The organism is Pseudomonas graminis, assembly GCF_013201545.1.
Lineage (GTDB): Bacteria > Pseudomonadota > Gammaproteobacteria > Pseudomonadales > Pseudomonadaceae > Aquipseudomonas.
The window spans coordinates 5,283,062-5,296,213 of sequence record NZ_CP053746.1 but is presented as its reverse complement, the minus strand read 5'-3'; the positions used below and the strand labels follow the sequence as shown (position 1 = coordinate 5,296,213).

Here is a 13,152-nt window from a genome sequence, read left to right as displayed (position 1 = left end):
TGATGCATCAGCTTTCCAGCGATCCTCCGGCCAGCGCACAGAGCTGAATCGGATCGAGGATCTGGATTTCCTTGCCCTCGGCGGCGATCAACTCGTTCTGCTGAAAGCGGGTGAACACCCGGGACACGGTTTCCACCGCCAGCCCCAGGTAATTGCCGATCTCGTTGCGCGACATGCTCAGGCGGAACTGGTTTGCCGAGAAGCCGCGGGCGCGGAAGCGGGCGGAGAGGTTGACCAGAAACGTGGCGATGCGCTCGTCGGCGGTTTTCTTCGAGAGCAGCAGCATCATCTGTTGGTCATCGCGGATTTCCCGGCTCATCACCCGCATCAACTGGCGACGCAATTGCGGCAGTTGCACCGACAACTCGTCCAGTCGTTCGAAGGGGATTTCGCACACCGATGTGGTCTCAAGGGCCTGCGCCGTGACGGGATACGCCTCGGCGTCCATCCCGGACAGCCCGACCAGCTCGCTGGGCAGGTGAAAGCCGGTGAGTTGTTCTTCGCCGCTGTCACTGAGGCTGAAGGTTTTCAGCGCGCCGGAACGCACGGCGTAGACGGAATTGAAAGTGTCGCCCTGGCGAAACAGGAAATCGCCTTTCTTCAAGGGGCGGCCGCGTTTGACGATTTCGTCCAGCGCATCCATGTCTTCCATGTTCAATGAAAGCGGAAGGCACAACGGGGCCAGGCTGCAATCCTTGCAGTGAGCCTGGGTGTGAGCGCGGAGTTTGACTGGCTCAGACATCGGGTAATTCCTTTTGCAGAAACACACATAAGTCGTAAGGGTAACTCAGCGGTCAGCCCTGCGACTACCACGCGCCTTCCATGGCCAGAAATGATTCCTCCGCGCCAGGCGGAAAGTTCCTGTATCACTTGGGCCTATATCACCCGGGAAAAGCGCTGACGGTTCTGCGCGGCCAAATACGCGTCGAACACCATGCAGATCGAGCGCACCAGCAGACGCCCCGCCGGGGTGACGGTGATACCTTTCGGGTCCAGATGAATCAGCCCATCCGTGGCCATGGTCAGTAACTGAGGCCACTGCTCTCGGAAATGTTCTCGAAAGTGAATGGAAAATTCGTTCTCGACAGGGGCGAAATCCAGGCGGAAGTGGCAGATCAGTTGGCTGATGATGGTACGCCGCAGCTGATCGTCCTCGGTGCAACGCAGACCGCGCTTGGTTGCCAGTTGGTCGCTGGCCAGCAAGGTCTGGTACTCGGTGAGGTCGCTGGTGTTCTGGGCGTACAGGTCGCCGATCTGGCTGATGGCCGAGACGCCAAGACCGATCAGATCGCAGTGGCCATGGGTGGTGTACCCCTGAAAATTGCGCTGCAGCGTGCCTTCTTCTTGAGCGATCGCCAAGTCGTCATCGGGCAGGGCGAAGTGGTCCATGCCGATGTAGCGATAGCCTGCGCCGGTCAACTGTTCGACGGTGCGCTGGAGCATCTCCAGCTTGTGCTCCGGGCCGGGCAACTGAGCGATGTCGATGCGCCGCTGGGGCATGAAGCGCTCGGGGAGGTGGGCGTAGTTGAACACCGAAAGCCGGTCGGGCTGCAGCGCAATCACCTGCTCGACGGTGCGGGCAAAACCCTCTGGCGTCTGCAGCGGCAGACCGTAGATAAGGTCGATGTTCACCGAGCGAAACTGCAGGGTGCGCGCGGCTTCGACGATGGCGCGGGTTTCTTCAAGGCTCTGCAAACGGTTGATCGCCCGCTGTACCAGCGGATCGAGGTCCTGCACGCCGAGGCTGACGCGGTTGAAGCCCAGCTCGCGCAACAGGCCCATGGTCGACCAGTCCGCCTCACGCGGGTCGATCTCGATGCCGTAGTCGCCGGAGTGGTCGTCCAGCAGAGTGAAGTGCTGGCGCAAATGGGCCATGAGCTGGCGCAGTTCGACGTGACTGAGAAAGGTCGGGGTGCCGCCGCCGAAGTGCAGTTGCTCCACCACCTGACGGTCATCGACATGGGCGGCGATCAGGCTGATCTCGCGCTCCAGGCGCTGGAGATACGCCTGCGAGCGGCTGCGGTCCTTGGTGATGACTTTGTTGCAGGCGCAGTAGTAGCAAATGTTGGCGCAGAACGGGATGTGCACGTAAAGCGACAACGGCCGCGACGCTTTACGACTGTCGCGCAGTGCATGCAACAGTTCGAAGGCGCCAACCTGCGAATGAAATTGCACGGCGGTGGGGTAGGACGTGTAACGGGGCCCCGCCAGATCGTAGCGGCGGATGAGTTCGGAGTCCCAACGAAGGTCGTCGAGCATGGGGGCATTCCCGATGAGGATGGCGGTGCGGGAAGTGTAGGGAGCGCGCAGATCAAGGCGTTGATCTGGGTCAATGGATGGGAGGGTGGGATTTCTCGTGGACCATGCCTGAATGATCCATGGCGGGATTCATTTCGTGATTCATTGTGTGAGGCGTGTGCCCCATCAGCCACTGTTGATGAGGGCCGGGGAGTGTCCACAGGCCGAACAGAATCACCAGCACGCCACCGGCCACGCGCACGCTCCTTCGGCGGAGCAGGGCGGTGATGCGCTCGGCGGCCAGCCCCGTGGCGAGCAGCACCGGCCAGGTACCGACCCCGAACGCGAGCATCAGCAATGCGCTGTGCAGTGCATTGCCCTGGCTCGCCGACCAAAGCAAGGTGCTGTAAACCAGCCCGCACGGCAGCCAGCCCCATACCGCGCCCAGCAGTAACGCCCGGGGCGTCGTCGACACCGGCATCAAGCGGCGCGCCAGCGGTTGCAGGTAACACCAAACCCCGCGGCCCAGACCTTCGATGCGGGTCAGGCCGCTCCACCATCCGGCCAGGTACAAGCCCATGGTAATCATCAGCAACCCCGCGATCACCCGCAACAGCATCGTCCCCGAGCTGTTGGCGACGGCCCAGCCGAGCATGCCTGTGAGCAATCCCGCGCAGGCGTAGCTGAAAACACGTCCGACGTTGTAGGCCACCAGCAGACGCAGGCGTCGTCCGCGTTGCTCCTCGGGGATGGCAAAGGTGAGCGCGCCCATCAGACCGCCGCACATGCCCAGGCAATGACCGCCGCCGAGCAGGCCAAGGACGAGGGCGGAGAGGAGTTGGGGGAGGAGGTCATGCATAGGCGTCATTTATCATCCGCTTTCTCTTTCCCTGCCGCGTCATCCACCCCGGCCTTGTGCCCTGGATCTTGATCGTCGAACAGAATGCTGTGGGCCGGGCCGTCGAGGTCGTCGTACTGGCCGCTGTCCACTGCCCAGAAAAAGACGTAAATCGCCACCGCCACAATCAGCAGCGCCACCGGAATCATGATGTAGAGCGCAGGCATCGGGCCTCCGGGGTGGGTCGTGCATTCATGGGGTCACCGTCTGATGGGCAGGTAGGGACTCTGCAGAAAGCCGCTTTGTCCGTGTCAGCCGCAAGGCATTCAACACCACCACCAGCGAACTCACCGACATCCCCGCCGCCGCCCACAACGGTGTGACCCAACCCATCGCCGCGAAGGGCAGCACCAGGCCGTTGTACAACCCGGCCCACGCCAGATTTTCCAGAATGATCCGCCGTGTGCGCCGAGCGAGGCCAAGCGCCTCCACCAACACCTGCAGACGGTTCGACAACAACACCGCATCGGCGCTGGTCTTGGCCAGATCGGTCGCCGAACCCATGGCGATGCTGATGTCGGCTGCTGCCAGCACCGGCACATCGTTAACCCCGTCGCCAATCACCAGGATGGTCCGGCCCTCGGCGCGCAGCCGTTGAAGAATGGCGAGCTTGTCATCCGGCCGCAGGCTGCCTCGCGCGTCATCGATCTGTAGCTGAGCAGCGACGCTGGACACCATGGGCGAGCTGTCGCCGGACAACAGCAAGGTCTTCCAGCCGCGTTGTTTGCATGCTTCGACCAGGGCAGCCGCGTCGTCCCGCATCCGATCATCCAGCACCAGCCAGGCGAGGGCCTGTGTGTCATCCCCCAGCAACAACCACTGACCGGGCTCGTCGGGCATCCATGGCACGGCGACGCCACTCAAGGCGCAGACAAACGCGGGCTGACCGATACGTAACGGGCGCCCATCAACGACGCCTTCAAGGCCTAGCCCCGGCGTGGCGACAACCCCCTCGGCAGTCAGCGGCGTTTTCCCGAACGCCCGGGCAATCGGATGTTCGGAGCGACTTTCCAGGGCCGCCGCCAGGCTCAAACAGTCGTCACTGCTCAGCGCGCCGAGGCTGCGAATGGCTCTTAGCGTCAGGCGACCTTCCGTCAGCGTGCCGGTCTTGTCGAAGATCACCGTGTCGATTCGGTTCAGCCCTTCCAGCACATGGCCGCGGGTCAGCAACAATCCGAGCCTGTGCAGCGTGCCGGTGGCGGCGGTCAGGGCGGTCGGGGTCGCCAGCGACAAGGCGCACGGGCAGGTGGCGACCAGCATCGCCAGCACAATCCAGAACGCGCGAGCGGCATCGAGCTCCCACCAGACCACGCCGACACACGCCGCCAGCACCAGCGAAATCAGCAAAAACCACTGCGCCGCGCGGTCCGCCAACTGCGCAAGGGGCGGCTTCTCCGATTGGGCACGCTCCAGCAATCGGACGACGGCAGAGAGCCGTGTGTCAGCGCCGAGGGCAAGGACTTCTACTGTCAGCACGCTTTCCACATTGGCGGTGCCGGCGGTGACGGCGTCTCCCACCTCGCGTGGCTGAGGCAGGTACTCGCCAGTGAGCAGCGATTCGTCGATGCTCGACCGACCCGCGATGATTCGGCCGTCTGCCGGCAACATCGCGCCGGGGTGTACCACCACGTGATCGAGCAAACGCAGTTGATCAGTCAGGATGCGCTCGGTCTGGCCGTCCGCGCTCAGGCGCAGGCAGGACGCCGGCAGCAGATTGACCAGTTGCGCCGTCGCGGCGCTGGTGCGCTCCCGGGCGCGGCGTTCAAGGTAGCGGCCGGTGAGCAGGAACAGCGCGAACATGCCGACCGCGTCGAAATACAATTCGCCAACCCCGGTGCCCGCCGTCCAGAGGCCTGCGAGGTACGCCGCGCCGATCGCCAGCGACACCGACACATCCATCGTGAGATGACGGGCGCGCAGGTCGCGCAGCGCCCCTTTGAAGAACGGCGCACAGCTATAAAACACGATGGGTGTCGTCAGAAACATCGCCACCCAGCGCAGGATCGTATGCATCTCGGGGCTGAGGTCGATGTTGAATTCAGGCCAGGTCGCCATGGTCGCCATCATCGCCTGAAACCACAGCAACCCGGCGACGCCCAGTTGACGCAGGCTGCGGCGGTTTTCCCGGGCCAGCTGCTCGGTCGCCTTGTCCGCCTGATAAGGGTGGCCGGCGTAACCGATGCTGCGCAGCTCGGCCAACACCTCGCTCAGGGGCATTGACTGGTCTCGCCAGCGCAGGTGCAGGCGGTGATTGGACAGGTTCAGCCGCGCCTCGACCACGGCGGGCAACGTGCGAAGATGCCGTTCGATCAGCCAGCCGCAGGCCGCGCAAGTAATGCCTTCGATCATCAGCGTGGTTTCGGCGACATCGCCGTCATCGTCGTGCCCATGGCGGACAAAGGGCGCCTGCACGTCGGGACGATCAAAGAGGGTTTGTTCGTCGGCCAGAGGCGTCGGCAACACTTGGGGATTGACCGACGCTTCGCTGCGATGCAGGTAATAGCTTTCCAGGCCGCCGACGACGATGGCGTGGGCCACGGCCTGACAACCGGGGCAACAGAACTCCCGCGCCTCACCCAGCACCGAAGCGACGAAGCGCCCGCCCGGCGGGACCGGCAGCGTGCAGTGGTAACAAGACCGCAGGGCTTTTATCTCTGTGGCCGTCATTTGAGTGGCGTCCACGTCAATGCCTGCCCGCGCCCTGAATAGGCTCGTCGCCCAGGGTCAGTGGCTGCCCGGTAACGATCCGCTCTTCCTCGAACAGGCGCCAGGTCTGGGCGTTTTCCACCCCCAGCAATTCGACGAAGCGCCGGCCTTCAACCCTGTCGCTCAACTGCCCGACGTAACGCCCCGGCTGCGAAGGATTACGCGCCAACACGATTTTACGGTCCTTGTCCGGCTGGGTCGGGGAGATCAGGTTCAGCACCATGGTTTCCGGCTGGCTGGCGCCGCTCAGTTGCACATCCACTTCGCCGGTCAGCTCGTCAAGGCCCACTAGGGCTTGCAGGTTGAGGGACTGAGCCAGCAACTCGCGATCGAGGGAGCGGTTGATGCCTTTCCCGGCCTCGTAATAGTTGTCGGTGACGAGGTTGTCCGGGTGGGTCACGGCGATGGTGACCATCGCCGCGGTCAACGACACCGAGCAGGTCAGGATGCCGATGATGATCCATGGCCATAGCTGCCGGTGCCAGGGACGTGCTGCGGTGACTGCGGTCATTTCCGACTTCTCTCAGCGAATGGACGGGCCGATGAAACGGCTCTTGGCGTGGACTTCGGTGTCGCTGTGCTCGATCTCCCTGAGGCTGAAACTGACCTCGTTGGTGCTCGACGGCAGCTGCTCCGGCGCGACCGACAGCTGCACCGGCAGGCTGACGATTTCGCCCGCCGGCACCCTGATCTCGCGACGGCCTTGCAGCTTCAGGTCCGGCAGCCCGGTAGCGTCGAGCAGGTAGGTGTGGTCGACCTGGTCCTTGTTCATGACCTTCAGGCTGTAGACGTTTTCGATCCGGCCGTCAGCGTTTTCCCGGTACAGCATGCGGTCCTTGCTGACGTCCAGACCCACCAGCGAGCGGGTGAGAAACGCGGCGGTGAGCCCGCCGATCATCACCAGCAACACCAGGCCATAGCCGATCAACCGCGGCCGCAGTGTATGGGTTACCTGACCGGAAAGGTTGTGCTCGGTGGTGTAACTGATCAAACCGCGCGGGTAGTCCATCTTGTCCATGATCGAGTCGCAGGCATCAATGCACGCCGCGCAACCGATGCACTCGATCTGCAAGCCGTCGCGGATGTCGATGCCGGTGGGGCAGACCTGCACGCACATCGTGCAATCGATGCAGTCGCCCAGGCCTTCAGCCTTGTAATCCGTGTCCTTTTTGCGCGCACCCCGTGGCTCGCCGCGCCGTGGGTCGTAGGAAACGATCAGGGTGTCCTTATCGAACATCACGCTCTGGAAGCGCGCGTAGGGGCACATATGGATACAGACCTGTTCCCTTAGCCAACCGGCATTGGCGTAGGTGGCGAGGGTGAAGAAGCCGACCCAGAAATACGACCAGCCGTCGGCCTCGCCGGTGAAGAAGTCCGCCAGCAGCTCGCGGATGGGCGAAAAGTAGCCGACGAAGGTCAGGCCGGTGACCAGGCCGATCAGCAGCCACAGGCCGTGCTTGGCACTCTTGCGCGCGAACTTGTTGGCGTCCATGGGCGCCTTGTCGAGCTTGATGCGCTGGTGGCGGTCGCCTTCGGTGACCTTTTCGCACCACATGAACACCCACGTCCACACGCTTTGGGGGCAGGTATAGCCGCACCAGACGCGCCCGGCGAACACGGTAATGAAGAACAGCCCGAACGCGCTGACGATGAGGATGCCCGACAACAGAATGAAGTCCTGCGGCCAGAACGTCGCGCCGAAGATGTAGAACTTGCGCGCCGGCAGGTTCCACCACACCGCCTGATGCGCGCCCCAGTTGAGCCAGACCGTGCCGAAATACAGCAGGAACAGCACAACGCCGCCGCCCATGCGCAGGTTACGGAAGAAACCGGTGAACGCGCGGGTGTAGATCTTCTCCCGCGAGGCATACAGGTCAACGGTGTCGCCGTCCTTTTCAGTCGGCGGCGTGACGTTGTGCAGCGGAATCTGATTGCTCATGGCAGCGTCCTACGCCCTTCGGGCCGAATCATCAGCGTGTGCGACGGCGATATCCTTCACTCGGAGTTTGCCGCCGGTTCGTCCCCATGGGACAGGCTATACACGTAAGCCGCCAGCAGGTGCACCCGATCGTTTCCTTGCAGCAAGGCCTGTGCCGGCATCTGGCCCTGGCGACCGTACTGAATGGTCTGTTGCAGCTGGGCAAAGCTTGCGCCGTAGATGAACGCGCCGGGGTGGGTCAGGTCTGGCGCGCCCAATGCGGCAACGCCCTTGCCCTGCGGGCCGTGGCAGGCGACGCAGGTGGTGGCGTAGATTTTCTGGCCCGCCGCCGGATCGGCGTTCGCACCAGCCGGCAGCGTGTGGCCGTTCAGCTGGGTCAGCACGTAAGCCGACACGTCCCGCACGCCCTGATCGCCGATCACCGCACCCCACGCCGGCATCACGGCATGACGGCCGTTCATGATGGTGGTTTTGAGGCTCTGCGGATCACCGCCCCAGCGCCAGTCGGCGTCGGTCAGGTTAGGAAAGCCGTAGGCGCCTTTGGCGTCGGAGCCGTGGCAAACCGAGCAGTTAGAGGCAAACAACCGGCCACCCATTTTCAGCGCTTGGGGATCCTTGGCCACTTCTTCGATGGGCATGGCCGCGAACTTGGCGAAGATCGGTCCGAAGCGCGCTTCGGAGCGGGCCATTTCCTTCTCCCATTCATGCACGCCGGTCCAGCCGGTTGTGCCGTCGGAAAACTGGATTTTTTTCTCGTTGTCGGCGTAGTCGTACCCCGGCAGCAAGCCCTTCCAGTTGCCCAGGCCCGGGTAAAACGCCAGATAACCCAGGGCGAAAATGATGGTGCCAATGAACAACCAGAACCACCACTTGGGCAGCGGGTTGTCGTATTCCTCGATGCCATCGAAAGAATGGCCCACGGTTTCATCGGTGGTGTCGGCGCGCTGGCCCTTGCGCGTGGCGATCAGCAGCCAGCCCATCGCGAAGATCGTGCCCAGCGTCAGCACCGTGACGTAAAGGCTCCAGAAGGTGCTCATGGTTTCGGGCTCCTTTCGGCGTTGGAGGGGGCGTGCTCTTTGCTTTGGTCTTGCGCCTGTCTGACCTGCGCAATCGCCTCGGGATCATCGGCAAACGGCAGCAGCGTGGCATCGTCGAATTCCGCCTTGCGCCGCGGGCTGTACACCCACAACGCCAGACCAATGAAGGCCACCATCACGACGACGGTGCCCAGGCCTCGTATTGTTCCCATGTCCATGGCGATCACCGTTTGCTCTTGATGAGGGTGCCCAGGCCCTGAAGGTAGGCCACCAGCGCATCCATTTCGGTCTTGCCCTTCACGGCTTCGCTCGCGCCGGCGATATCGGCATCGGTGTAGGGCACGCCCAGGCTGCGCAGCACTGCCATCTTCTTGCCGGTCAGCGTGCTGTCGATCCTGGTGTCCGCCAGGAAGGGGTAGGCCGGCATGATCGACTCCGGCACCAGGTCCCGCGGGTTGTTCAAATGCGCGCGGTGCCAGTCATCCGAGTAGCGACCGCCGACCCGGGCCAGGTCCGGCCCGGTGCGTTTGGAACCCCACAGAAAGGGGTGATCCCAGACGCTTTCACCGGCCACAGAGTAATGCCCGTAGCGTTCAGTCTCGGCGCGGAACGGCCGGATCATCTGCGAATGGCAACCCACGCAGCCGTTGGCGATATAAACGTCGCGGCCCTCGAGCTCCAGCGCCGGGCGCGGCTTCATGCCTTCGACGGGCTGGGTGGTGACGTCCTGAAAGAACAGCGGAACGATCTGCGTCAACCCGCCGATGGCCACCGCGATGACCATGAAAATCGACAGCAGGCCGATGTTCTTTTCCAGTGCTTCGTGCTTGATCATCAGTGGGCCCCCACGACGGCAATCTGCGCGGCGGCTTCGGCTTCTTCCGTGTTCGCTGCACGAATGGTGCGGAACACGTTGTAGGCCATGAACAGCATGCCACTGGCGAAAATCCCTCCGCCCAGTGCGCGCACGATGTACCCTGGATGACTGGCCTGCAGGGCCTCGACGAACGAGTAGGTGAGGGTGCCGTCGTCGTTGATTGCGCGCCACATCAGGCCTTGGGTGATGCCGTTGACCCACATCGCGGCGATATAGAGAACGGTGCCGACAGTGGCGAGCCAGAAGTGCGTGTTGATCAGGGGGACGCTGTGCATCTGCGTACGGCCGTAGAGTTTCGGGATCATGTGGTAGACGGCGCCGATGGAGATCATCGCCACCCAGCCCAGCGCGCCGGCATGAACGTGGCCGATGGTCCAGTCGGTGTAATGGGAAAGCGAGTTGACGGTCTTGATCGCCATCATCGGCCCTTCGAACGTCGACATCCCGTAGAACGCCAGCGACAGCACGAGGAAGCGCAAAATCGGGTCGGTGCGCAACTTATGCCATGCGCCGGAGAGGGTCATCATGCCGTTGATCATCCCGCCCCAGCTCGGCACCAGCAGGATGATCGACATGACCATCCCCAGCGATTGCGCCCAGTCGGGCAGGGCGGTGTAGTGCAGATGGTGCGGGCCGGCCCAGATGTACAGGGTGATCAGCGCCCAGAAATGCACGATGGACAGGCGATAGGAATAGATCGGGCGCTCGGCCTGTTTCGGCACGAAGTAATACATCATTCCGAGAAAGCCGGTTGTGAGGAAAAAGCCCACGGCGTTGTGCCCGTACCACCACTGGATCATCGCGTCGGTGGCGCCGGCATACGCCGAATACGACTTGAACAGGCTCACCGGCAGCGAGATGTGGTTGACGATGTGCAGCATTGCCGTCACCACGATGAATGCGCCGTAGAACCAGTTGGCGACATAAATGTGTTGGGTCTTGCGTTTGACGATGGTGCCGAAGAACACCGCGCCGTAGGCGATCCAGACAATCGTCAGCAGGATCGCGATCGGCCACTCGAGCTCGGCGTATTCCTTGGTGGTGGTGTAGCCCATCGGCAGGCTGACGATGGCGCCGATGATCACGGCCTGCCAGCCCCAGAAATGAAAGGCCGCCAGACCATCGGAAATCAGCCGCGCCTGACAGGTGCGCTGGACGACGTAATAGGACGTGCCGAACAGTGCACAGCCGCCGAACGCGAAGATAACCAGGTTAGTGTGCAGGGGGCGCAGGCGACCGAATGTCGTCCACGGTAATCCGAAATTCAGGTCAGGCCAGACGAGCTGGGCGGCGATGAACACGCCCATGCCCATGCCGATGATGCCCCAGACCACCGTCATGATGGCGAACTGGCGGACGACCTTGTAGTTATAAGCAGTCGGGCGGGGTGCTGTGCTCATGTCAGGTTCCACGGTGTGTATTTTATTAGTGTGGTAACAGCCGCACCTTCGATCGCGCGTAGCCCGTCACGCAGTGGCGTGGTTGAGGATCGACGGAGGCGATAGACGCGGCGCACGCAGACGCCCGGTCGCCGAAGCGTGAGGGAGTTCTGGCTGAGTGGCCTGGGGGAAGGAAGACAGGTCGAGCTGGATCGCGCGCGTGAGTGGGAGGGATTGGATACAACCCTGCGGGTGAAAACAGCGCTGAGGCTGCTTGTCTGCAAGAGGGTTGCGTTGCCGGGCACAATCTTGTTGCTGGGCCTGTGGCTAGCTGTCGCCGGTCCACTGTGCGGACACAGCTTAGACGCGAATGATCGCGGAGGGAAGGCTTTGGAACAGCGCCTGCGACACTTGGCCGCGCTCGACGTGAAGTTGCCGCGTCCCTGGCGGGACGCGGCGATCAACCATTTCCGGAGATAGCTGAAACGCTTCTCTGCCTGCCGTTCCTGTGCATCGAGAGAGCATTTCGACCGCAAAGTTGTATACAAAAAGCCGCTGACATTGGCACTTATTACTGCCCAAAAATAATTGGCCCGAGCTGGCAAAAAGGCCGGCGATCGTCACGGGTGATCGTCCGGCGCGGACAAAAAGCATATTCCGTCGATGAAACCGCCCGGTTGTGTGCAGGTTGGGGCGCTCAGGGTTCGGTGCTTCTTGCCGAAGTGCCCAGCCAGACTAACGCCCGGGAGCTGAACCCTGGCTGTCGGGGCAGGGCAATCGGCGGGCAGGGTCATGGCGCGTCGAGGTTGCTGCATAATGCCGGCCGTGGTGCCCGCCTCAGTGGGGGGTGAGCGAAGTTTTGAAGAAGAGACCGGCATGAGCAAGCAACAGGCAGCGAAGCGAACGGCTGATCACTGCGCGCAACTGGCGCAAGAACACGGCTGGATCTGGGATGCGCCAACCGGCCCGGCGGCGAACGCGCCGTCGACGCTGATTCTCGCCCACGGCGCGGGCGCCCCGATGGACAGCGACTTCATGAACGACATCGCCACGCGCCTGGCGGCCTTAGGTGTCGGCGTGCTGCGCTTTGAGTTCCCCTACATGGCCCAGCGCCGAGTAGACGGGCGCAGACGACCGCCGAACCCTCAGCCGAAGTTGCTGGAGTGCTGGCATGGGGTGCACGCGGCGGTGCGCGCCGGTGTGAGTGGGCGGGTGGCAATCGGGGGCAAATCCATGGGCGGACGGATGGCCAGCGTCATTGCTGACGACGTAGAAGCCGATGGGTTGTTCTGTCTGGGCTATCCGTTCTACGCGGCAGCTAAACCCGAGAAGCCGCGGGTCGCGCACCTGGCGGAACTGCGGACGCCGACGCTGATCGTTCAGGGCGAACGTGATGCGTTGGGCAATCGAGAGGCGGTTGAAGGGTACAAGCTGTCGAAAGCCATTGACGTGCATTGGGTACCGACTGCCAACCATGACCTCAAACCGTTGAAATCATCGGGCCTCACTGTCGAGGCGTGCATGCAGGAAATCGCCGGGCTTATGGCGCGTCGGCTGATCGGATAGCGGGATGTTCCTCGGCGTTCAGGTCACAGACCAGGTCGAACAGGCCGTCGGTCACGTGAAAGTCCTTGGTCGGGACCGCAAACTCGAAGTTGCCATGCAGCGCGCCGGCTGCTGCATCGCAGGCCACCAACGTGAGGTTGCCTTGCTGCAAATCGCGGGAGTGATAAATCTTCGCCATGCGCGTGGGGGTCAGGTGATAGATCACGGTGATCTGTTCGTTGCGCAGCAGGTTGTAGCTGCCGGGTGGCACTGTCTGGTCGATGAACAGGCCGATCATGGTGCGGTGCCGACGAACCGTGCCAGTGGCGAGGATCTTCCAGATTCGGCACGTGGTCGGATCCGACCGGCCCGGGCGCAGGCACGCCATGGCACTCAGGCGGTGGGTGATGAAAGGGTGGCCGTTGACGGTGGCGCTGAACGTGCCGCGCGCCGCCGGTGCCTGCGGGCGTTGAAGAGGAGGTTTTGCGGGCATTTTTCTGAGCTTTCCGTGAATGGATTTTTGGGGCGATGTG

Annotated in this window: 13 protein-coding genes; 1 reads left to right on the top strand and 12 read right to left on the bottom strand. The window is 62.8% G+C overall.

Going from position 1 to position 13,152, the window contains the following annotated elements; all coding sequences use genetic code 11:
• Positions 1 to 7: 7 nt before the first annotated feature.
• The 11 genes from fnr to ccoN form a co-directional block, all read right to left on the bottom strand.
• Complete coding sequence (fnr, locus tag FX982_RS23500) at positions 8 to 742, bottom strand: fumarate/nitrate reduction transcriptional regulator Fnr (RefSeq protein ID WP_122537282.1); 735 nt, start codon at positions 740 to 742, stop codon at positions 8 to 10.
• 134 nt (positions 743 to 876) lie between these two features.
• Positions 877 to 2,259 carry an oxygen-independent coproporphyrinogen III oxidase gene (gene hemN, locus FX982_RS23495; RefSeq protein ID WP_172612804.1) on the bottom strand — a complete coding sequence of 461 codons (1,383 nt, stop codon included), beginning with the start codon at positions 2,257 to 2,259 and terminating at the stop codon, positions 877 to 879.
• Positions 2,260 to 2,329: 70 nt separating this feature from the next.
• Positions 2,330 to 3,097: a sulfite exporter TauE/SafE family protein gene (locus FX982_RS23490; RefSeq protein ID WP_172613167.1), complete on the bottom strand. Its 768-nt coding sequence runs from the start codon at positions 3,095 to 3,097 to the stop codon at positions 2,330 to 2,332.
• A gap of 5 nt (positions 3,098 to 3,102) precedes the next feature.
• Positions 3,103 to 3,303, bottom strand: coding sequence for a cbb3-type cytochrome oxidase assembly protein CcoS (ccoS, locus tag FX982_RS23485; protein WP_172612803.1), 201 nt, complete (start codon positions 3,301 to 3,303; stop codon positions 3,103 to 3,105).
• A gap of 25 nt (positions 3,304 to 3,328) precedes the next feature.
• Complete coding sequence (locus tag FX982_RS23480; RefSeq protein ID WP_172613166.1) at positions 3,329 to 5,803, bottom strand: heavy metal translocating P-type ATPase; 2,475 nt, start codon at positions 5,801 to 5,803, stop codon at positions 3,329 to 3,331.
• A gap of 16 nt (positions 5,804 to 5,819) precedes the next feature.
• Positions 5,820 to 6,353, bottom strand: a complete 534-nt coding sequence (locus FX982_RS23475) for a FixH family protein (RefSeq protein WP_172612802.1) — start codon at positions 6,351 to 6,353, stop codon at positions 5,820 to 5,822.
• A gap of 12 nt (positions 6,354 to 6,365) precedes the next feature.
• On the bottom strand, positions 6,366 to 7,781 hold the full coding sequence (ccoG, locus tag FX982_RS23470) for a cytochrome c oxidase accessory protein CcoG (protein ID WP_172612801.1): 1,416 nt from the start codon (positions 7,779 to 7,781) through the stop codon (positions 6,366 to 6,368).
• Positions 7,782 to 7,837: 56 nt separating this feature from the next.
• Complete coding sequence (gene ccoP, locus FX982_RS23465) at positions 7,838 to 8,818, bottom strand: cytochrome-c oxidase, cbb3-type subunit III (protein WP_172612800.1); 981 nt, start codon at positions 8,816 to 8,818, stop codon at positions 7,838 to 7,840.
• Entirely contained in the window at positions 8,815 to 9,036 is a 222-nt protein-coding gene (locus FX982_RS23460; RefSeq protein ID WP_172613165.1) for a cbb3-type cytochrome oxidase subunit 3, read from the bottom strand. The genes ccoP and FX982_RS23460 overlap by 4 nt, the downstream gene beginning before the upstream one ends.
• Before the next feature lie 5 nt (positions 9,037 to 9,041).
• Positions 9,042 to 9,653 carry a cytochrome-c oxidase, cbb3-type subunit II gene (gene ccoO / locus FX982_RS23455; protein ID WP_172612799.1) on the bottom strand — a complete coding sequence of 204 codons (612 nt, stop codon included), beginning with the start codon at positions 9,651 to 9,653 and terminating at the stop codon, positions 9,042 to 9,044.
• Complete coding sequence (gene ccoN, locus FX982_RS23450) at positions 9,653 to 11,095, bottom strand: cytochrome-c oxidase, cbb3-type subunit I (protein ID WP_172612798.1); 1,443 nt, start codon at positions 11,093 to 11,095, stop codon at positions 9,653 to 9,655. Before ccoN ends, ccoO begins: the two co-directional genes overlap by 1 nt.
• Before the next feature lie 855 nt (positions 11,096 to 11,950).
• On the opposite strand from ccoN, the gene FX982_RS23445 reads away from it, so the two are divergent.
• The gene (locus FX982_RS23445; protein WP_172612797.1) at positions 11,951 to 12,640 is read left to right on the top strand and encodes an alpha/beta family hydrolase; all 690 of its coding nucleotides are present in this window, start codon (positions 11,951 to 11,953) and stop codon (positions 12,638 to 12,640) included.
• On the opposite strand, the gene FX982_RS23440 is transcribed toward FX982_RS23445, so the two are convergent.
• Positions 12,615 to 13,112, bottom strand: coding sequence for a hypothetical protein (locus FX982_RS23440; protein ID WP_172612796.1), 498 nt, complete (start codon positions 13,110 to 13,112; stop codon positions 12,615 to 12,617). The genes FX982_RS23445 and FX982_RS23440 overlap by 26 nt on opposite strands.
• Positions 13,113 to 13,152: the final 40 nt, after the last annotated feature.

Coding starts and splice junctions, on each gene's coding strand:
- FX982_RS23440 (WP_172612796.1), bottom strand. CDS start 13,112: ATGCCCGCAAAACCTCCTCTTCAACGCCCGCAGGCACCGGCGGCGCGC.
- ccoG (WP_172612801.1), bottom strand. CDS start 7,781: ATGAGCAATCAGATTCCGCTGCACAACGTCACGCCGCCGACTGAAAAG.
- ccoS (WP_172612803.1), bottom strand. CDS start 3,303: ATGCCTGCGCTCTACATCATGATTCCGGTGGCGCTGCTGATTGTGGCG.
- FX982_RS23445 (WP_172612797.1), top strand. CDS start 11,951: ATGAGCAAGCAACAGGCAGCGAAGCGAACGGCTGATCACTGCGCGCAA.
- FX982_RS23475 (WP_172612802.1), bottom strand. CDS start 6,353: ATGACCGCAGTCACCGCAGCACGTCCCTGGCACCGGCAGCTATGGCCA.
- ccoP (WP_172612800.1), bottom strand. CDS start 8,818: ATGAGCACCTTCTGGAGCCTTTACGTCACGGTGCTGACGCTGGGCACG.
- FX982_RS23490 (WP_172613167.1), bottom strand. CDS start 3,097: ATGCATGACCTCCTCCCCCAACTCCTCTCCGCCCTCGTCCTTGGCCTG.
- hemN (WP_172612804.1), bottom strand. CDS start 2,259: ATGCTCGACGACCTTCGTTGGGACTCCGAACTCATCCGCCGCTACGAT.
- ccoN (WP_172612798.1), bottom strand. CDS start 11,095: ATGAGCACAGCACCCCGCCCGACTGCTTATAACTACAAGGTCGTCCGC.
- ccoO (WP_172612799.1), bottom strand. CDS start 9,653: ATGATCAAGCACGAAGCACTGGAAAAGAACATCGGCCTGCTGTCGATT.
- fnr (WP_122537282.1), bottom strand. CDS start 742: ATGTCTGAGCCAGTCAAACTCCGCGCTCACACCCAGGCTCACTGCAAG.
- FX982_RS23460 (WP_172613165.1), bottom strand. CDS start 9,036: ATGGACATGGGAACAATACGAGGCCTGGGCACCGTCGTCGTGATGGTG.
- FX982_RS23480 (WP_172613166.1), bottom strand. CDS start 5,803: ATGACGGCCACAGAGATAAAAGCCCTGCGGTCTTGTTACCACTGCACG.